15 protein-coding genes and 1 tRNA gene are annotated in these 19603 nt (G+C 58.1%); 9 read left to right on the forward strand and 7 right to left on the reverse strand.

The features are described 5' to 3' along the window. Positions 1-78: 78 nt before the first annotated feature. From JNK74_02075 to JNK74_02100, 6 genes are all read left to right on the forward strand, one after another. Positions 79-2325 carry a YfhO family protein gene (locus JNK74_02075; GenBank protein MBL7644954.1) on the forward strand — a complete coding sequence of 749 codons (2247 nt, stop codon included), beginning with the start codon at positions 79-81 and terminating at the stop codon, positions 2323-2325. Positions 2326-2453: 128 nt separating this feature from the next. Beyond that, positions 2454-2987, forward strand: a complete 534-nt coding sequence (locus JNK74_02080) for a DUF5610 domain-containing protein (protein ID MBL7644955.1) — start codon at positions 2454-2456, stop codon at positions 2985-2987. A gap of 76 nt (positions 2988-3063) precedes the next feature. Next, positions 3064-3150, forward strand: a tRNA-Leu gene (locus JNK74_02085). A gap of 571 nt (positions 3151-3721) precedes the next feature. Continuing rightward, positions 3722-4771 carry an IS110 family transposase gene (locus tag JNK74_02090; GenBank protein MBL7644956.1) on the forward strand — a complete coding sequence of 350 codons (1050 nt, stop codon included), beginning with the start codon at positions 3722-3724 and terminating at the stop codon, positions 4769-4771. 202 nt (positions 4772-4973) lie between these two features. Continuing rightward, the gene (locus tag JNK74_02095; protein ID MBL7644957.1) at positions 4974-6320 is read left to right on the forward strand and encodes an exo-alpha-sialidase; all 1347 of its coding nucleotides are present in this window, start codon (positions 4974-4976) and stop codon (positions 6318-6320) included. Between the two features lie 405 nt (positions 6321-6725). Then, positions 6726-7745 carry a virulence RhuM family protein gene (locus JNK74_02100; protein ID MBL7644958.1) on the forward strand — a complete coding sequence of 340 codons (1020 nt, stop codon included), beginning with the start codon at positions 6726-6728 and terminating at the stop codon, positions 7743-7745. A gap of 436 nt (positions 7746-8181) precedes the next feature. Here JNK74_02100 and JNK74_02105 read toward each other — a convergent pair whose 3' ends face one another. The 5 genes from JNK74_02105 to JNK74_02125 form a co-directional block, all read right to left on the reverse strand. Next, positions 8182-9372 (reverse strand): IS256 family transposase, encoded by a 1191-nt coding sequence (locus JNK74_02105; protein ID MBL7644959.1) that lies wholly within the window; start codon positions 9370-9372, stop codon positions 8182-8184. Between the two features lie 90 nt (positions 9373-9462). Then, the gene (locus JNK74_02110) at positions 9463-9774 is read right to left on the reverse strand and encodes a hypothetical protein (GenBank protein MBL7644960.1); all 312 of its coding nucleotides are present in this window, start codon (positions 9772-9774) and stop codon (positions 9463-9465) included. A gap of 512 nt (positions 9775-10286) precedes the next feature. Then, positions 10287-10865: a hypothetical protein gene (locus JNK74_02115; protein MBL7644961.1), complete on the reverse strand. Its 579-nt coding sequence runs from the start codon at positions 10863-10865 to the stop codon at positions 10287-10289. A 296-nt stretch (positions 10866-11161) separates the two neighbouring features. Beyond that, complete coding sequence (locus JNK74_02120; GenBank protein ID MBL7644962.1) at positions 11162-11857, reverse strand: hypothetical protein; 696 nt, start codon at positions 11855-11857, stop codon at positions 11162-11164. 131 nt (positions 11858-11988) lie between these two features. Next, complete coding sequence (locus JNK74_02125; GenBank protein ID MBL7644963.1) at positions 11989-13761, reverse strand: hypothetical protein; 1773 nt, start codon at positions 13759-13761, stop codon at positions 11989-11991. 188 nt (positions 13762-13949) lie between these two features. On the opposite strand from JNK74_02125, the gene JNK74_02130 reads away from it, so the two are divergent. The 3 genes from JNK74_02130 (at position 13950) to JNK74_02140 (ending at position 17431) form a co-directional block, all read left to right on the forward strand. Next, positions 13950-15176 carry a DUF1016 family protein gene (locus JNK74_02130; GenBank protein ID MBL7644964.1) on the forward strand — a complete coding sequence of 409 codons (1227 nt, stop codon included), beginning with the start codon at positions 13950-13952 and terminating at the stop codon, positions 15174-15176. Positions 15177-15253: 77 nt separating this feature from the next. Beyond that, the gene (locus tag JNK74_02135) at positions 15254-16063 is read left to right on the forward strand and encodes a dienelactone hydrolase family protein (protein MBL7644965.1); all 810 of its coding nucleotides are present in this window, start codon (positions 15254-15256) and stop codon (positions 16061-16063) included. Between the two features lie 291 nt (positions 16064-16354). Next, positions 16355-17431 carry a DUF4382 domain-containing protein gene (locus JNK74_02140; GenBank protein MBL7644966.1) on the forward strand — a complete coding sequence of 359 codons (1077 nt, stop codon included), beginning with the start codon at positions 16355-16357 and terminating at the stop codon, positions 17429-17431. A 124-nt stretch (positions 17432-17555) separates the two neighbouring features. Here the strand turns inward: JNK74_02140 and JNK74_02145 are convergent, their stop codons facing one another. Together JNK74_02145 and JNK74_02150 are read right to left on the reverse strand one after the other, a co-directional pair. After that, entirely contained in the window at positions 17556-19037 is a 1482-nt protein-coding gene (locus JNK74_02145; protein ID MBL7644967.1) for an alkaline phosphatase D family protein, read from the reverse strand. 113 nt (positions 19038-19150) lie between these two features. Further along, positions 19151-19603 (reverse strand): hypothetical protein (locus JNK74_02150; protein ID MBL7644968.1); only part of this gene is annotated, 453 nt, incomplete at its 5' end.

Genomic DNA, 19603 nt, shown 5'->3' on the forward strand with positions numbered 1-19603 from the left:
GGCTCGCAGGTGCGGCGGGGGATTGACTCCGCTCCCGCGGGTCCTTTTTCTTTGGCACGCCAACACAGGGAAGAGCGCATGATACGAAGCTGGGGATATAAGCTCAGAGAAAACGCCGGGTGCATCCTGCTCCTCATCGTCTTGCCTGTCTCGGTCTATGCCCCCTCGCTCTTTCAGGGAAAAGTGCCCTTCGCACCCGAGGGCATCCTCAGCCTGCCCCCCTGGGAATCCGTCGAGGTGCCCCCGACGGCGCGCCCGGAAGCGGCCCTGTCCACCTGGCAGTTGAACACGGCCTGGCCTTCCTATCGTTACATCAGCGAGCATGGGAAGGTGCCTGGCGACCTGTTGTGGAACCCCGACGCCGGTCTGGGGCAGCCCTTTGCAGCGAACGCGGCCAACCGGTGCTATTCACCATTTTCTGTTCCTTTTTATTTGTTTGACATGGGCCTCGCCTGGGCGTTAAGTCTCTGTTTGAAACTCATTGTGTCGGGTTGCGTTGCTTTTTATGTGGCCCGACGCTATGGCTTTACCGCAGGATATGCGCTCGTTGTGGCGCTCATCTGCGAGTGGAGCGGCCCCGTGTTCGTCTGGGGCGCCGAGCCCATGGGCGACGTTCTGCCCTGGTTTCCCCTCGCCGTGCTCGCTACCGATCGGCTGATCCTGGGGCAATTCTGGGCCTGGCCCAAGCTGGCCGTTGCGGTGGCGCTGATGGCGGTGGGCGGCGATCTTAGGATCATGGCCGTGCTCCTCGCGGTGCTGGCGATCTACCTCGTGCTGCGCCGCGTTCGTGACTCGCACCATGTGCGCCTGCGGGCCGCCCTGCCCGGCTACGCCCTTGGTCTTTCGGTGGGACTAGGCCTCGCGGCGCCCCAACTCCTGCCCTATCTGACGTTGCTGCGGGAAGGCGCGACAACCTCGGGCGCTTATCCGTGGCCCCTGTCCCTCGATCTGTTGCTCGGTGTTTTCGGTCCGGACTACTTCCAAACCGTCAAGGGGTCGGTGAATCCGCTGGTGCACCTGGTGTTCATCGGGCTGACTCCCGTGCTCCTCGTGGGTATCTGGCTGGCCCTGCGACGCTACGTGGAGAAGCCCCTGCGCCATCGCGTGGAGAGTCTCGCCCTGGCCGCGCTTGTCGCTGCCGCGATTCCCTTTCTTGCGCAGGGACTACTTCCCAAGTTGCCCTTGCTCCGACTGATTCAGCCCGCGCACTATCTGGCGGTGCTGGCCTTTCCCATCGCATTGCTCTCGGCAGGTGCTTCGGAGACCTGGCTGCACCTCAACGCTGACGAGTGCAAGAAGGTCCTTGTCCGCCTCGCCTTCATACTGCCCTTCTGCTGGGGCGGGCTTGTGGTGGCCTGCATCGCCTTTGGTCTCTCCGGTGCGGGGCCCATGCCCTGGGGGACCCTCGGCGGACTGCTCAGCCTGATGGTGTTGCTGGCGGTGCTTTTTGGTTATACCCTGCTGAACCCCAAACCCCGGGTCATGGCCGGCGGAATTGTGGCCCTGTTGTTGGTCGCCATTTGCTGGGGACGTTTCCCCGAGCTGGTACAGACGGATCGCGCGCTGATTTTTCCCGAGACCCGTATTGTGAAGGCGCTCCAGTCCGTGGGCACGCGCGTCGGCGGAACGGCGGGACTCCGGGCGTGGCCCTTGAACGGTAACGGGATCCCCGTGCTTTTTGCCCAGAGCACCGTGACGCTCCATCGCACGGCCCGCTTCCTCGCCCAGGTGGACGAGAACCCGCTCCTCCAGCGGCGGGCGGGCGTGGGCTCGCTGCTCCTGCAGCGAAGCGACATTCAGGGGCCCTATGCCGCCGTCCGCGCCGACCTGAATATTGTCGATGTCTTCGATTCCGGTGCGGTCCTCTTTCGCGACCTTTCCACGACGTCGCCTTTCCGTATTGCCCACGAAGTCCGGGACAGCAGTGAGCCGAATTTGCCGCCCCTGAGCCTGGACAGCGTACCCGTCGCGGAAGGCTTTGCCCTGCCCCGCCGCGAGGGCCCTTTCCAGGACACGATCCGGCTGCGCGATGTGCCCCGGCACACGGAGATCCCGCTGGAGGTGGAGACCAACCAGCCGGGCATGCTGATCGTTGCGGCGGCGTGGTACCCCGGCTGGCGCGCCTGGGTGGACGGCAAAGAGACGCCGGTGCACCCAGTGGATGGAATCTTCCAGGGGATCGAGCTCATGTCGGGCAAACACGAAGTCGATTTGCGCTTCGAGCCTTCCGATTTTCGCAATGGGCTGTTTGTATGTGTTGGTTCTGCGCTGCTTGTCGCCTTTGGTGTCGTTCGCGCCGTCCGAAGCCGGCCCAGGCACCACTAAAGATCCGGGCGTCCACCAGCCCATGCTGCACGTTCCGAATTTCCCCTCAAGTATTCAGCTGGATCGGCCGATAGATCGATTGCGACGGATCAGGGGCCCGAAACGGGCCAGAAGGCGAGGGTAACGCTATGGTTCAAAATGTACAGAATGCCTCCACGGGATATCCCGTGGAAAAACTCCTCCAGTCCAGCAAGACGACCTACACCGCCAGCTATTCGGCCAGTGTTCAGGTCTCCCGCACCGATCAAGTCTCCTTCAGCAAGGGGGACGTGTCCAAGGGCCAGGCCCAGGGCATCGTCCTGGATCGGGCCTATGAAAAGCTGCGCGCGGTGGTGGGGGATGCCCGCACGGCACTCGGTCTTGCTGAAGACGACGTGCTCGACACGTCGCCCGAAGCGACCGCCAATCGCATTGCGGACTTTGCCCTCAATTTCTTCTCAAAGTACGCTGAGAACAACGGCCTGGAAGATACGGAAGAAGGGCGGAAGCAATTTGCCGATTTCATCGGCGCCGCCATCGGGCAGGGTATCGAAGAGGCCAAAGGTATTCTGACGGCCCTCTCCGTTTTTGATCCCGAAATTCAGGCGGGTGTGGAAGATACGGCCTCCTACATCCAGAAACGCCTGGACGATTTCGTGAAGAACGGTCTTTCGGTCCAGTAATTTTTCGCTTTCGTCATTTTTTTCGTGTCGAAAAGTTGCACTGCCCCTTCATCATTTAGTACTATCTTGCTTCCCCGCCCGGGTGGTGGAATTGGCAGACACGCAAGACTAAGGATCTTGTGTCCGTAAGGACATGCGAGTTCGATTCTCGCCTCGGGCACCATGTTAAATGAACAGACCCCTCGCGGTTCCGATGTGAACCCCGAGGGGTTTTTTCGTGTCTGGGAACCGGGTGGGAACCGCGAATGAACGCGAATACACGCGAATGAATGGGATCACCACGGAGCTCACGGAGGCACGGAGAATATAGAATATGAGAAAGGGAGGGTGGAGGCCCTCTTTGAAAGTAAGCATACCATTACCCAGCTTCGGCGCCTCTGAAACTTTTTTCCTCTCCGTGCCTCCGTGTCTTGTATGTTGTTTTCAAGGGTTCCTGGGATATGGAGAAGCACCGTCGTAGTAGCCCTTTTCTTTTTGGTTCTTTTTCTTTTGTGGACGGCGGTGGAATTGTGGACAACTTTTGCCGATTTTGCCTCTCACGTGGCCTCGTGAGAGGATGGAACAGGAGGCGGAGATGTTTCGTGCCATGGGACTTTGTGAAGCCCGACACGGAGATTCGTCCCGCCTCCTGTTCAGGTGGTCCGCCGTGAAGACCGAACGCTATCGTGGGTCCGGAACTCGCATGTGCAAGAGTGGTCAGGCGGCCACAAAAAACTTTACGAAAGGATCGTAGCATGTCTTTAACTCAACCTGCAGCCTGGGCTGGAATAGACACGGCCAAGGCAACCTTCGACGCTTCCATTGCTCATCCGAGTCAGGCTTTGGTATTCGACCTTGCCCTGCTCCACGTCATGCCAGTGCGCACCTTCGCACGCACGCGCGATGGGGTCAATGAGTTCGTCGCCTGGGCCCGAAAACAGACCCAGGAAGTTGGCACGGGGCTGCGCGTCGTCATGGAATCCACCGGGAACTATTCCATCGAACTGGCCGCTTGGATTACCGAAATCGACGACGCTCTTCTTCCCGCTATTGCCAACCCAAAACGCACGGCCAACTACATCAAGAGCCTCGGCCTGCGCAACAAGACGGACAAGCTCGAAGCCCGCGCCCTGGCACTGTATGGCCTTCAGCGAAGCCCGGCACCCTATGAAGCACTGACTACCGAACGGGTAGAGCTGCGCAGTCTCCTGCGCTACCGGGACGCCTTGGTCGCCGAACGCGTCGCCGAACGGCAACGGGCCGACGAGACGCGTGCCTGCAAAGCGGTCAGCGCCATGCAAGAGCGACGGCTCGAACAGCTCGACCGCGATATCAAATCCATCGAGAAAAGTATGCGAGTGTTGCTTACGAAAACACCAACTCTCAAGCGAGACTACGAACTGCTCACCAGCATTTATGGGGTAGCTTTTGTGACCGCTTCGGTAATCCTCGCCGAGATTGGAGACTTGCGCCGCTTCACCAGAGCCCGCCAACTCTCCGCCTTCGCAGGCCTCTGTCCGCGACTGGTCCACTCGGGAACCAGCCGGCGTGGAAGCCATCTCAGCAAGGACGGTAACAGGCGCGTCCGCGAGGCCCTCTACATGGCCGTCTCGACCGCCTTGCGCGGAGACAATCAAATTGCCCACTTTCATAGAACACTCGTACGAAAAGGCAAGAGGCCAATGGCCGCGCATGCCGCTGCGATGCGCAAATTACTGACCATTATGCGAGCAATATTAATCACAAACACTCCCTATGACTCCCAGTACGGAATCAGTGGAAAACTCTGTGGAAAAAGCTCATAACATCGACTAAAAGGACTTGACAAAACGACACGCTATCTCCGTGGTCAGACTTTTCTTGAGTAGACTTCAGACGTGCCAAATGCTCACCAAACTAGCTCCGTCATAGCTGGTTGCATCTTGTGAGCTTGATCTGTACGACGGCAAAGACCACAATCGGGAAAACTCTCGACTGGACGTTTTACTCCTGAGGATTGCTGAACCCATGCTCCCACTACGAACCTGCACCGATCTTTCCCGTATAACTTTCCGCCGTGCGTGTGTGATAGGCATTCTGATGGCCGCGGTCGTGCTGGCCGAGATGGCGTCCGCCGGGGCGATCTCCTTCAAGGCGCTTGGCTCGGAGCCGGAGCCCGACCGCTATGCATCGTGCCGAATCCTCCTCGTCGGCCCTTGGAAGAATCAGCCGGAGGAATACGAGGGCTACAACGGCTTCGTAGGCTGGAGCGGCGTAACCCGATTGCGCTCCGGACGCTGGCTGCTCACCTTTACCTCCGGAAGCTGGCACGCCACGCCCCCCTGGACCGATGAAGTGCGATCGGACCCGGCCAGCCTGAAGCAGTTCGAAGAGTGGAAGGCCATCGGAATGCCCGACGTGCGCGCGCCGCGCGGCGGCCGGGCGCACCTCATGCATTCCGACGACGAAGGGCTGACGTGGTCCAAACCCCGCACGCTGGTGGACACGGAAGACGACGATCGCCATCCGAGTATCGTGGAACTGGACGATGGCACACTCATCGCCAATTTCTTCTCCTACCGCTATCCGGGCGTGTATTTCGCGAAGTACATGCTTTCCAGCGATGGCGGGGAGACCTGGACGGAGCCGATGGACCCGCTGGGCAAGCCCACGCCCGGCGCCTTTGGCAATGGACCTATTATCCAATTGAAAGACGGCACAGTCCTCTGGGTGGCCGAAGGACCCTTCGATTCCAGCGTGTCCTTCAACAGCATCGGCGTCATGCGCTCGGAAGATCGGGGAAAGACCTTCCAATTGGCCTCGGTGGTGAAGCGGGACCATGATCTCAACGAGCCGACCGTGGCGGAGATGCCCGACGGGCGGCTGGCCCTGATTATCCGCAAACAGGGCGACTTGTGTTTCTCCAGCGACGGCGGACGCACCTGGGAAGCCACGGAATCGCCAAGCTGGGAAATTTTCGATCCTCACGTGCTCCAACTCCCCAATGGAGTGCTCGCCTGCTTCCACGGCTCCTACAAAAAGGGTGGCATCCGCGTGCTGCTCAGTCCCGATGACGGCAAAACCTGGAATGGTCCGGGCGAAGGCTATGGCTACAGCGTGGATCCCAGCGTCTACGGCTATTCCCACCCCATGATCCTGCCCGACGGGACGGTGTACATCGTCTACCTGCACACGGGCGGCCACACGCCCCACGACGCCCGCACCGAAGCCATCTGGGGTCTGCGTCTTAGCGTGCGCGACGACGCCAGCGGAATCGAAATCCTGCCCGCGCCGGGATCGGACGCCGAGCACGATGCGCTGGAAAAGCCCGTAGCGGGCAGCGGGGGAGACCCCGTGTTGGGGGACAAGCTGTAGGGACGTACCGCCGCAAGGGCCCTCGCACGCGCAAAGAAAGCGCAACGCCCAAGTCGTCACCCCGTCGGGCGACGCGCACGCCAACGCGGCGGCCCGCCACGGCGTGTCTGCGACATGTCCCAGTGGAAGCTGGAATCGCGACGCGGAACGTTCGAAGTCAGCGCCCTCGTCCTCTGGGACAGGCACGCGCTTTGGTGTACCATTTGCAACCCGCGATTGCGTCGAAGATGCACCGTGACGCGCCTTCGTAGCAGTGGCGCGAGGCGCGAGTCCGTCCCCACGTCGCGCCGAAGATTACGCCCTCACGCTTGCGCGCGTGACAATGAAGCTATAGAATTCCCGCATCGACACATGGTCGGCGGTTGCGCAGAGGCGTGCCACAAACGAGGAGGGGCAAGTCCAGCGATGAGTGATTTCAGTTTACCCGCGAAAACCGAGTTCCTGCTGTACCAGAGCGAAGATGGCCGAATCCGGATCGAAACCCGGATGGAGAACGAGACCGTCTGGCTGACCCAAGAGCAGATGGCGGAGCTTTTTGGCAAGGCGAAATCCACCATCAACGAGCACATAAAGAACGTGTTTGCCGAGGGGGAGTTGGTTGAAGCCGACGTTATGAGAAAATTCGGAATTTCCGAATTTTCTACCAAGCCGACCAATTTCTACAATCTCGACGTAATCATTTCCGTGGGATACCGCGTGAAGTCCCTTCGCGGCACCCAGTTCCGCATCTGGGCCACCCAGCGCCTTCGCGAATACCTCATCAAGGGCTTCGCCATGGACGACGAGCGCCTGAAAAACGCGGGGGGCGGCAACTACTTCGAGGAATTGCTGGCGCGCATCCGGGATATTCGCTCCTCGGAAAAGGTCTTCTGGCGAAAGGTGCTGGACATCTACGCCACCAGCATCGACTACGATCCCCGTACGGAGTCCTCGCGCGAATTCTTCATGATCCTGCAGAACAAAATGCATTGGGCGGCCCACGGCCACACGGCGGCGGAAATCATCCATGGCCGTGCGGATGCATCGAAGCCCAACATGGGGCTGACGAACTGGACAGGAGCGAAGATCCGAAAGAGCGAGGCGGAGGTGGCGAAGAACTACCTCTCCGAGTCGGAACTCGACGTGCTGAATCGAATTGTCACGCTCTATCTCGAATTCGCGGAATTGCAGGCGCTCAATCGCCGACCAATGACCATGTCCGATTGGATTGCCAAGCTGGATGATTTTCTCCGACTCTCCGGGCGCGAGCTGTTGGAGCATGCGGGAACCGTAAGTCGCGATGAGGCGTTGGAAAAGGCCCACCAGGAGTATGAAGCGTTTCGCCATGCTGAACTCGCAACGGCAAGTCAGGCGGAAGAGCACTTTCTTGAGGTGGAAGCGGAATTAAAGCGGCTTGAGGCGGATAGGAAACGGGGCGGCAAGTAGGCTGGGCACTACTCCGTCTAAGATTTACAAATCAAGGCCCAGATTGATGTCTTCGCCGGCTAAATGTCTGAGTACCTTTCAAGTCCTCGTCTGTCGTTTTCGATACGTTTCAGCACATCCTGGTCGGAAAGAATGTCCTTCATATAACTGTCCTCCTGGTAAATGGTGGCAACAGTTATCTTCTTTTCGCTTGCTCTTGCAAGCAATCGAGCTACTATGCGCTTTTCCCGTTCGATTAAGCGTCTATCGTATAGAATTCGTTCATGCTTCGCGGTGTGAAGCAACCTCAGCATGCTTTCCGCAATGAGTAGCAATGAAATAGTGTCCCATTCGTCCGGTACTGTCAAATAGTTTCTGTAAATCTGGTCCACTTGGGTAGTGTTTACTGTTTTGTTGTTTTCAGTAGGCCCCACCCCATGGGGTGGGGCCTACTGTACTAGTTCGGTTGTTTTATTTGCTCCCTGCCATCCAGGTCCAGATACCGCTTGCTCTCGCAGAGCCACTTCTCCTGCCGCTCCATCAAGTGCGCGCCTATCAGGCGGTCGCAGGAGGCCTCGTTGGGAAAGATGCTCACCGCGTCGGTGCGGCGCTTGATTTCGCGCATCACTCGCTCGATCATGTTCGTTGAATGCAACCGACGACGCAGCCGATTGGGCAGGTCGTGCACCGTCAAGCAGTCCTCGAAACCCGCTCGGAGCTGCTGGGAAAGGGCGGGGCATCGGGACTCCCATCGCGTCGCCATCTCTTCGGCCGCACGTCTGCAAAGGTCCTTCTCCGACAGGACGAACAACTCCTTGAGCTCCCGCGCCACCTGTGCCTTGTCCTTCGACCCGCCCATTTTGGCCATGGCGTTGCGCATGAAGTGTACCCGGCAACGCTGCCAGCACGCTCCTTGAAGGTACCGGCGCGCGGCGGCCCGTATGCCTTCGTGCGCGTCGGAGACCAACAGCTCCACGCCGTTCAGGCCCCGGGCCTTCAGGTCCCGGAATAGCTGGCTCCAGGTCTCCTCGGACTCCGAGTCGCCGGGAGACCACGACAAGACTTCGCGCCGTCCGTGCTGGTCGATACCGACCGCCACAAGCATCGCCGTGGATTGCACACGTCCGTGACGGCGAACCTTCAAATACGTCGCGTCCACCAGCAGATAGGGCCACGTGCGGTCGTCCAGACGCCGTTCCCGAAAGGTCTTCAACTGTTCGTCCAGCTCCGCCGCAACACGCGACACCGTGCCGGCGCTGAGCTCGAATCCACCCATCTTCTCCAAGACCGATGCCACCTTCCGCGTCGACACCCCCATGAAATACATTTCCGCGCACGCCGCCAGCAACGCCCGCTCCGAGCGCTGGTAGCGTGCGAATACCGACGGATGATAGGGCTCCATGCCCCGCACCTGCGGTACCGAGAGTCCAAGCTCGCCAACGCGCGTCTTCAACGTACGCGGCTTGTAGCCGTTCCGGCTGCCCTGGCGAGACGAGGTACGCTCGTGCCGGGCCGCACCAACGTGCGACTGGACTTCTTCCTCCATCAACTCGCGAAGGAACACCTCCGCGACGGCGTGAAGGAAGTCACCGTCTTCCAAAAGTTGATTCTTAAACTGAGATACGAGAGACTGGGAGGTGGTGGCCATGCTGTTCGATTCCTATCTTGTTCTTGGTTAGCTACCCAAGATTGGACCGAATGCATGGTCGCTTTATCAATTTACAGAACTTATTCTACGTCACCATTCGTCCTCCAAGGCTTCTATTTTTTCGATGAGTATCTCCAACCCCTCCCTGTCATCGGAATTCTTGATTAATTCAATGAGGCTACCAAAGCTGCCATCGAATAGCATTTGGGGACTTATTGGCATAGCCAATAGTTCCACGATCCGCTCTCTTGCCCAATCCTTTTCTTTACGGCGGTCGAAGTTCAGCGCTCTATAATATTCATAGATTCCACTACGCGACATGAAAAAACTACTCCCTTCATGATCGAGGTAGATCTTCTTGGCCAACGCTTCATCGTCGCCTTCACTTCCCTTGCTTAACACCGCATTGCCTCCCAAAGGTTGTCGTCAGTTTGTGCAAAACGGCACATTAAATCCAAGCTAATCCACCGGCTCTGCCGGTGAGAATTCAACAGGCTCCCGTTACATTGGTCGCTGTGACAACGCGTGGGACATGAATCGCGACGGGTTACGCACGCTGGAACCAGTATTAGCTCCGTAGGAGCGGCAGTCAATAGCCCGGGGCGTAAGCCCCGGGTCGACGTACCGCAATTCGTTTGAATCCGCGAAGCGGATGGTAGAACAATGCGACGTGAATCTGCCATCCGCTTCGCGGATTCATCGGTACGTTGCCAAGGTTCCTGGGGCTTACGCCCCAGGCTATTGACTGCCATCCGCTTCGCGGATTGGTAACGTTGCAGTCCTGAGTAGCAAGCCAGAAATCGAGTCGCGCACTTCACCCGGATGAACCCCATAGACCTTGGCGAACGGAACGTTTACCTGGACTAACCGGCCCCTTTCAGGGGCCTTCCTCATACCACCGGTTCTACCGGTGGTTACTGATTGTCTGAGTACCCTTCAAATTCGCGTCTGTCGTTTTCAATACGTTCCAGCACGTGCTGGTCAGAAAGAAAGTCCTTCATATAACGGTCCTCCCGGTAAATGGGGGCAACAGTTATCTTCATTTCACTTGCTCTTGCAAGCAATCGAGCTACTATGCGCTTTTCCCGTTCGATTAAGCGTCTATCGTATAGAATTCGATCATGCTTCGCGGTGTGAAGCAACCTCAGCATGCTTTCCGCAATGAGTAGCAATGACATAGTGTCCCATTCGTCCTCCAAGGCTTCTATTTTTTCGATGAGTATTTCCAATCCCTCCCTGTCATCGGAATTCTTGATTAGCTCAATAAGGCCCCCAAAGCTGCCACCAATCAACATTCCGGGATCGATTGGCATAGCCAGTAGTTCCACGATCCGCTCTCTTGCCCATTCCTTTTCTTTACGGCGGTCGAAGTTCAGCGCTCTATATTCTTCATAGATTCCACTACGCGACATGAAAAAACTACTCCCTCCATGATCGAGGTAGATCTTCTTGGCCAACGCTTCATCGTCGTTTTCACTTCCCTTGCTTACCACCGCATTGCCTCCCAAAGGTTGTCGTCAATATGCGTAAAACGGTACATTCGATTCATGAGTACTTTTCTGGGGCTCGCAGGGAGTCTGCCCAGACCATCCGTACAGTCCCTGCCCCGACAACACAAGTTCCTACGGGAAGTTCACGCGCGATACCGGAAGCTTCTTGACGGACCGCAGGCAATTGACACCGGATTCGAACACCCGCGTCATGTCGTTCACCGAGCTCGTGTGGAGATCGCTTGTACCTTGCTGGGATAGCGCCAGACTCGAAATTTCCTTTCGCAAAGCCAGCGGCACTAGAGCTTTTTTGGCCATGGAATCTTTGACTGAAGCCACTTCCACAATCTACCCTTGTCGTCCCATGGGAACGAGTAGGATTCTAGCTCTCGAATATCGCTATTGATTCGCTCTCTAATATACTCCTCTGACAATCCGCCACTCATGAACATAAGACCCCCATCCTTAAAGAACTCTGGGGCAACAAAGAGATTCATGGTATTGGCGCGTTCCAACAAATCCTTGATCAAGACGAATTCCGCCTCCAGTAAATCTCTTTGACCTAATGCCTCTGAACGCCCAGACGCTCTTAGCAGCTTGAGGGTCGCTTCAGCAATCAGGACCAAGGTAAACGTATCCAGATTCGCCATCTTGCTCCGAACCAGATGTAGTAGAATTCGCAACCCCTCAACGTCGTTAGCCACACTAATAAAGTCGATCAAACCCCGATAGATGTTATCGGAGCCCGGCCCGTCTTCAGTGAACACTTTGAGTAGGCGTTCGATCTCCTCTTTCGCCCAACCTACCTCTTTCTCGCGCGCGATCCCGTACTCGCGATAGGTGTCGTAGATATCGTTCTTCCACATGAAGAACCCGTTTCCTCTATGATCGAGGTAGATCTTCTTGGCCAACGCTTCATCGTGGCTATCACTTCCCTTGCTTACCACCGCATTGCCTCCCAAAAGGTTGTCGTCAGTTTGTATAAGATGGTGCATCCGCTCACAATCCGACGTACGCATATACCGGATGTCAACATTTCAATTGAGCGGATTCCCGCGTGCCGATATTGGGGCCGAAGTGGGGGAGGGCGTTCATTTGCCGAAACCAGGGAGTTCGTAAATCTCGTTCATTGTGCGATCACTTCTCCCGAATTTGCGCTGTACACCGGCGCAGTGTCCTGGCCCTCTTCCACGATCGTGATGGCGTGTACCGAGACGCCGAGATCGCGCGCGTCGCCGTTGCCGGGCTCGGTGTCCATGGGGCGCCAGGTTTTTGTGCGCAGTGTTATGGTGACGTTGTCGCTCCCGGCGCGGAAGGTGCCGGTGAGCGGGCCGTCGGCGGGAGTTTCGTTCAGATCGGCAATGCGTTCGTCGCCCAGGTAGAGTCCATTTTCCGGCGCGACGATGTGGCCATTGGTTCGTAGCACTACGCTGACACGATAGGTCTTGCCGGGGGTGACGGGGAGCAGGAATTCCGAATCGCCGCGCGACCAGCGGCGGGTGCCCTTTTCGCCGAATTCGAGAGCCTTCTCGCGACCGTACCATTTGCGCAGGTAGGGGCTGTCGCCGGGCGCGCCGACCTGAAGCCGGTAGTGGGCCTTCATCGCATCGGTCCACTCGAATCCGCCCTGTTCATTGCCGATGAGCTGGGTGCGTGCGCCTGCATGGTTCTCCACGCGGAAGCCGCCTTCGCCCAGGTTGCCCATGAGAATCGCAGTGCCCATGCCTTCGTTAATCGTCACATGGAGCTGGCCGTCGTCGAAGATATTGCCCTGGAGCGTGGCTTTGCCCGCATCGAGTCGCACCGCCGGTGAGCCGACGCCATTGATGTCCCACTGGCAGAAGTTGGTGTTCGAAACAGCGAACTGGGCCTGGGGGCTGCGCGACCACAGGGCCATGTCGAGGGGACCCCAGAAGGCGCAATTCGCGAGGTTTACCTTGCCGGGCCCGCAGGTCTCGGCAATCTCAATACCCACGCTGTCCTTGCTGCTCCAGCGGCCCACGAACTCGCCGTTGGTGATGAGGAGACCCGCGAGCTGGGCATCTTCCACGTAGACCGCGCGGCGGCAGGAATCGGCTCCGATGCCCACGAAACTGCCGTTGGCCGAGCCGGCTTTGGTCTTGGAAAAGCGGTAGCCGATGCCATAGCCGAAGCAGAAGGTGTGGGTGACGTACTGCCAGTCGGTGCGGGCGAATTCATAGGCCACGCCGTTGACATTCACCCACTTGCAGTAGGGATCGTCCGGCTGATAAACCACGCCAAAGGGCCAGAAGTGACAGTTCTCCACGCGGGAGATGTCGTAGCAGGCGTCGATGTAGAGTCCGCGATAGCTCGGATAGCCGAAGACATTGCGGACGAGCATGCGCGCCGATCCCTCGAAGTGGATCGCCTCATAGGCATTGAGGATAAGGCAATCCAGCACCGCCACGTCCTCCACGGAGTCGCCCCGGATAGCGGGGGGATAGGGCACGGGCGGCACGTCGGTCTGCTTCCACTCGGGATAGCGGATGATCAGCCCGGACACCGTGGCCGCGTGGCCCGCGAGGCGAATGAAGGGCTCGCCCTCCATGCTGCCGCGCCCGGCCCAGGCCTCCAGCACCGAGCCCGCCATCTTGCCATCGGGTCCCTGAAAGTTCAGGGGCGGTGTGGTGAAGATGCCCTGAAGCGTGACCGCGCCGGGGATGCGCAGGCTGCCGCGAATACAATAGGCACCCGCGGGCACATGGACGATGCCGCCACCCGCGGCCCCGGCCGCGTCGAGTGCCTTCTGGAAGGCGGCCGTGTCGTCGGTCTGGCCATCGCCGAGGGCGCCACTGTCGCGAACATTCCAGTCGGCGCGGGCGGCAAGGGCGGATAAGAGGAGGGCGGAGAAAAGAAAGACGTGGATCGTGTTTCGCATGGTGTGAACTCCTTCCGATGCGTGGGGCCCCCTCGATGGCGATCACTCTACGCCTGGGTACACCGAGATTGCAACGATGTGGTGCGAAAATTGCCTTGCCAATTCGGCGTTGCTGATATACCATAGTGGCTCTTGTAAGCAATAAACAGTTTTGCAGATCAAAGCGAACTAAGAGGGGACATTGGGCGATGAAAGTACAAAAAGGCAAGAAGAAAGCAGCCTGCAAAGCAACCCGGCCGCCGAAGGGGAAGGACGATGGATTCGGGGTGCTGATCATCGAAGTGCGCGATCTTATCCGGTCCGCGCGTCACGTGGCCGCGTCTACCGTGAACACGCTCCAGGTGCTGACCAACTTCGAGATTGGGCGGCGGATCGTGGAGCATGAGCAGAAGGGTGAGAAGCGGGCGGAGTACGGGGTGGAGTTAATCAAGGCGCTCTCGGCAAAGTTGGGGGACGAGTTTGGCAAAGGCTTCTCCGAACGCAACCTTCGTAACTTCAGGGCGTTCTTTCTGGCCTATCAGGCTCGTGCTCCAGAGATTTGGCAGACAGTGTCTGCCAAAACTTCGACCGGTCAGATTGCGCAGACGGTGTCTGCGCAATCGGTCACGAAGGCAATACGGCAGGCAGTGTCTGCCAAATCGACTCCACGAGCATCGTCAAAGAGGCAAACAACACAATTCGTGACTGCGCCGACAACCGAGAATTTCAGAACCGCCTTTCCTTTGAGCTGGTCGCATTATGTCCTTCTTCTGACTATTCAAGACCCCGATGAACGCAATTTCTATGAGATAGAGTCCGCTTCGGAGAATTGGTCCCTCGCAACGCTCAAGCGCCAGGTAGCCTCCAGCCTCTACGAACGTCTCGCTTTGAGTCGGAAAAAGAGCGAGGTCCGAAAACTCGCCGCAGAGGGCCAAATCATCACGCGGCCCGAGGATATCCTTAAGGAGCCCTATGTTCTCGAGTTTCTCGGGCTCGACGAAAAGGCGGATTATAGCGAAAGCGACCTGGAGCAGTTGATCATCGATCGCATCGAGCAGTTCCTTCTGGAGCTGGGTAAGGGTTTCCTCTTTGAGGCGCGGCAGCAACGCTTCACTTTCGACGAAGACCATTTCTATGTGGACCTCGTCTTCTACAATCGCCTGTTGCGTTGCCACGTGCTGATCGACCTGAAACTCGATAAGATCACCCATCAGGATCTCGGGCAGATGCAGATGTACGTCAACTACTACAACCGCCACGTGAGATTGCCGGACGAGAATCCGGCCATCGGCATCCTGCTGTGCAAGCGAAAGAAAGACGCCATCGTAGAGCTGACCCTGCCGCCCGACGCCAATATTCACGCCAAGGAATATAAACTTTATCTGCCGTCGAAGAAAGTGTTCCAGGAAAAGTTGATGGAGTGGGCGGAGGCTTGAAGGGTGAATGGGTTTCTTGCTGAACCGGGCCCGCTCCGCTATATTGAGGACTCAACCCAACCCATGAGGAAGAAGTCATGAAGATAAAATCATTGCTCGCGCTGACCTTGGCAATCGCCGTATCGTCCGCCACCTTTGCCGCGGAGATCTCCCCGCCGCCCGATGCGGACGGGGCCGCCGAGGCTTTGAAGAATTCTCCCCGGCATGGGGAGTTCAAGGAAATTGATCTTGAAGGCGGCGACGTCAAACTGAAGATCTTCGAGACCTATCCCGAGCGCTCCGACAAGGCCCCCGTGATCATCTTGATCCACGAGATCTTCGGCATGACGGACTGGACCAATTCCGTGGCGGATGCGCTTTCCAAGGAAGGCTTTATCGTCGTCGCGCCGGACCTTATCACGGGTATCGAAGGCGCGGCGGAGAATCCCCGCGAGGCCATCGGCAAATTGACACCGGAAGAGACACTGAAGCGTCTGAACGCGACGATGAAGTATGCCCTGTCCATACCGTCGGGGACCGGCAAGATTGGCTGTGTGGGCTATTGCTACGGCGGGCGCACAACCTTCCTCTATGCGACGGAACAGCCGGAACTCGACGCTGCTGTGGTGTACTATGGCAACGCGCCGGAGACCTCCACGCTCGCGAAGATCACCTGCCCGGTCCAGGGGCACTTTGGTGGCGAGGACGCACGGGTGAACAGCACCCTGCCCCCAGCGCAAGAAGAGATGAAGAAACTTGGCAAGACCTTCGAAGTAAATATCTACGAAGGCGCGGGCCATGGTTTCCTGCGCCAGCAGAGCGGCCAGGACGGCGCCAATCTGAAGGCGAGCAAAGAGGCTTGGTCCAAGACGGTGGCCTTCTTCAAGGAACATCTGGAAGCGAAGTAATACAAGCTTGCGTCGCGATCGACGGCGCGTCGACGGACGCGAGACGGTTCTGTGTTCGAATGCGTGCGTACGGGATGTTCCGTGGTCAAGGTTGTGGAGACCGCGGAACCTTTCCTGCGCACGCATTCCTTTTCTGAAGATAGCAGGCGGAACCGCGGCAACCTGACGTATCGTCACGCACCTGGCAACAACACACTGACTCCTCAGAAACCCCGTATTTACTGGGGTTTTGTGGTATACTTCACCCTGTGCAGCGAAGCAACCGGAATCGGGGTTTGAGGAGAAATCAGGATGAAAAAAATCAGTGCGTGTTTTTTCGCGGTTGTTGCCCTGGCAAGTTTTGCCTTCCTCCCGGGATGCCCCCAACCCGACCCCGAAGGCCTGACCAGCGCGATCACTTTGTTCACGGTGGGCGAGTCAACCAAGCAGGGTGGTGGCCCCGTTGATCTGGCTGAAATCCAGAGCCTGGAGCTCACCATCACCGAGATAAGTTTGGATTATGCGGGAAATGCGTCGGAAGGCGAGGCGGATGAGGAATTCGAAGGCTCGAAGATTACAGTCTTCTCCGGCGCGCTCGAGGTCGATCTTCTCAATCTGATAGACGTTTCCGAGATTATTTCCGAGGCGGAAATTCCCGCAGGAACCTACACAAAAATCCGCATCAGCATCGCAAATCCGCGGCTTGTTCTGGTGAGCGATCCGGAAACCGTGATTACCGACGTCCACCTTACGGCGAATAATCGTCTCTTCGTTTCGGAAACTTTCGAGTTGCCCGAGGGGCAGAGCAGCCTGATTGTGCTGGATCTTGGTGGAATCGCCCTGCGGCAGCAGGGTAACGGCGGCTACACGCTGACGCCCCAGTTGGATGTGGAGGTTTCCATCTCCGACGCGACCGCCACGGTGGCCGGCACGATTACGGCCCTCGACTCGGAGGCCAATACGTTTACGGTGGCCCTCGAAGAGGGAAGCATCGACGTGCGTTACACAGAAGTTACGACAGTGGCCCTTCCCACCGACCCATTGGGGGCCCCCACCGGCACGGAATTGGATTTGGCCCTCGGTCAGACGGTTTCCGTTCTCGGGCTGTTGAATGTGGATGGTGGCCTCGATGCGGACGCGATTGTGATTATTGAAGATGTGGCGGGTGAAGGCGAAGGCGAGGGTGAGGGTGAAGGTGAAGGTGAAGGAGAAGGAGAAGGAGAAGGAGAAGGAGAAGGAGAAGGAGAAGGAGAAGGCGAAGGCGAAGGCGAAGGCGAAGGCGAAGGCGAGGGTGAAGGTGAGGGCGAAGGTGAAGGCGAGGGTGAGGGTGAGGGTGAGGGTGAGGGTGAGGGCGAGGGTGAAGGCGAAGGTGAAGGCGAAGGGCAGTGATGATCGTTGAATCGTGATCGGCTGGAACACGGTCGAGCGTTCAGTGAAATCCGATAACTACAATGCGCCGGAGAGCCAACTCTCCGGCGCTTTTGATTCTTATAGCCTGCGCAATTCCGCCGACTTACTTTTTCGCCACGGCCGTCTCCGGCGTAAGGGTCTGCTCAAATACAACCTTCCCATCCACATCATAGTGTCGGAAAGTCAACGATGGAACTCCGTCCACGCGCCGGGAAGTGCAGGAGAGGAAGCCCCCGATGACCGCCAGGTACTGGTGCATGGTCTCGCGCTGATCTTCATTGAAGCCGCCGGCGTGGGCATTGGAGGTGGGGCCGCTGCAGAACTCCCGCAGTCCCGTCTCCGGGTCGATGCTCACATATTGCCAGTGGCGGTCGCCGCAGACGACAACCATGTTCTTCTGCGCTGCCATAAACGCCCGCAGTTCGCTGCCTTCATGCGCAAAGACGGTATTGGCGTGGTTATCCTTTTTGTTGCCGCGGTCCGGGCCCACGAGGGGCGTCGGGCTGATCAGAACGCGAAAGGCCGCATCGGACTCCTGAACGCTCTGTTTGAACCAGGCCTTTTGCTCCGCGCCCCAGATCGTTTTCTCCGGGCCATCGGGGTCGGTGTTGGGACTCCGAAAATCGCGTCCCTCGGGTATCCAGATCTGCAAATCCTTGCCCCAGCGAATCGTGCGCCAGGGTTTGGCGCGGTCCGGCGCGGGAACCTGCTCAAAGAAAATGTCCACCCCTTGCGCGTAAGTAAATTCGCCCATCTTGTTATTCTGCATTGCAGGCCAGCAGTCGTTCTGCCAGGTATCGTGATCGTCGCGAATGAAATAGCTGCTCACTTCGTTGTGGAAGGCGCGCTGGAAGGGCAGGGCATACATCTGATTCCATTTGTGCCTGGCCTGATCCGCATTGACTACCCACGGGCCGTCATTATCGTAGTAGACGATATCGCCGGTGTGAACGAAAAAATCCGGATTCAGCTTCTGCATCAGGGGATAGATCTTGTGCCCGTTGACATCGTCGTCCCGTCGCCAGAATTCCTGGCCGGTGACCACGGTGAATGTAATCCCGGGTGCGTCCGACGGGCTCGGTGCGGTCCGAAAATAGCCCTGTACCCGGTCCGTCGGTTCCCCGCCACCTGCGGGACGTCCCTCAACGATGCACTGATAACGCGTGCCCGGCTGAAGGTCGTCCAGCTTGAACTGATGGGTGAAATCACGTTCGGTATCGACGGCATGCCATTCTGACGTCGAGGACATGTTGCTTGTGGATTCCGGCCAGTACGAAACGCGGACCTCGCCGGGGGCGCCGGGCAGGGTGTAGGCCATATCCGCCAATCGGTGACCATCTGGGATCTGGGGTGCGGAAAAGGTCCAGTTGTCGCCATCGCGCTCAGGTTCAATCAGGGGCCAGGGCACGCCTTCGCCGGAAATGTTTGGGCGAGCCGAGAGGCGCGTCCATATCAACACCGAATGCTGCGTGGCTTCGCCGGACTTGATGCCGTTGCCCAGCCAGGGGCCCTCGGCGGAGGTCAACTGGGAAGTGACCACGGCAATCAGGAGCGCCAGACTCAGTACTGTGAAACGACCAATCACCTTTGAAGTCTCCAATTTTTCTTTTGCGAGCATATGATTTCAGCAAGGGTCGAATCGCTTCTCCCCATCCGGCATTTCACCTTCGGCGCAGTGCAGAACACGGCAGGTCCAAATCAGTCAGCGCGATGCCCGATTGAATGCCAGAGGCTGGCGCCCGCGAGGGCCAGCGCAAGAACAAGCACATCCGATATCCATCGCTCCAGCCCGGCTACACCACCGATTTTTCCGCCATTACAACCGCCTTCAGAATCGTCGGTAAAATCCTCAAGCTCGGACTCGCTCAGGAATCCGTCTGAATTGCCATCGAGTTGCGCGAAATCGTCGGACGACAAACTCGGAAATTGCGTCTGGGCTTCTGAGAAGCTGATACGTCCATCATCGTCAGTGTCGGCGTCATCAAACGCGGCGAGCAATTCATCGGCAATTTCATCCAAGGTCTCGCCTTCGCCTTCGCCTTCGCCTTCGCCCTCGCCTTCGCCTTCGCCTTCGCCTTCGCCCTCGCCTTCGCCTTCGCCTTCGCCTTCGCCTTCGCCTTCGCCTTCGCCTTCGCCTTCGCCTTCGCCTTC

This window comes from Candidatus Hydrogenedentota bacterium (assembly GCA_016791475.1).
Taxonomy (GTDB): Bacteria; Hydrogenedentota; Hydrogenedentia; order Hydrogenedentales; family JAEUWI01; genus JAEUWI01.

Bases quoted from the DNA above. Each gene is read 5' to 3' on its own strand.
- JNK74_02075 (MBL7644954.1), top strand. From the start codon at position 79: ATGATACGAAGCTGGGGATATAAGCTCAGAGAAAACGCCGGGTGCATC.
- JNK74_02080 (MBL7644955.1), top strand. From the start codon at position 2,454: ATGGTTCAAAATGTACAGAATGCCTCCACGGGATATCCCGTGGAAAAA.
- JNK74_02090 (MBL7644956.1), top strand. From the start codon at position 3,722: ATGTCTTTAACTCAACCTGCAGCCTGGGCTGGAATAGACACGGCCAAG.
- JNK74_02095 (MBL7644957.1), top strand. From the start codon at position 4,974: ATGCTCCCACTACGAACCTGCACCGATCTTTCCCGTATAACTTTCCGC.
- JNK74_02100 (MBL7644958.1), top strand. From the start codon at position 6,726: ATGAGTGATTTCAGTTTACCCGCGAAAACCGAGTTCCTGCTGTACCAG.
- JNK74_02105 (MBL7644959.1), bottom strand. From the start codon at position 9,372: ATGGCCACCACCTCCCAGTCTCTCGTATCTCAGTTTAAGAATCAACTT.
- JNK74_02120 (MBL7644962.1), bottom strand. From the start codon at position 11,857: ATGCACCATCTTATACAAACTGACGACAACCTTTTGGGAGGCAATGCG.
- JNK74_02125 (MBL7644963.1), bottom strand. From the start codon at position 13,761: ATGCGAAACACGATCCACGTCTTTCTTTTCTCCGCCCTCCTCTTATCC.
- JNK74_02130 (MBL7644964.1), top strand. From the start codon at position 13,950: ATGAAAGTACAAAAAGGCAAGAAGAAAGCAGCCTGCAAAGCAACCCGG.
- JNK74_02135 (MBL7644965.1), top strand. From the start codon at position 15,254: ATGAAGATAAAATCATTGCTCGCGCTGACCTTGGCAATCGCCGTATCG.
- JNK74_02140 (MBL7644966.1), top strand. From the start codon at position 16,355: ATGAAAAAAATCAGTGCGTGTTTTTTCGCGGTTGTTGCCCTGGCAAGT.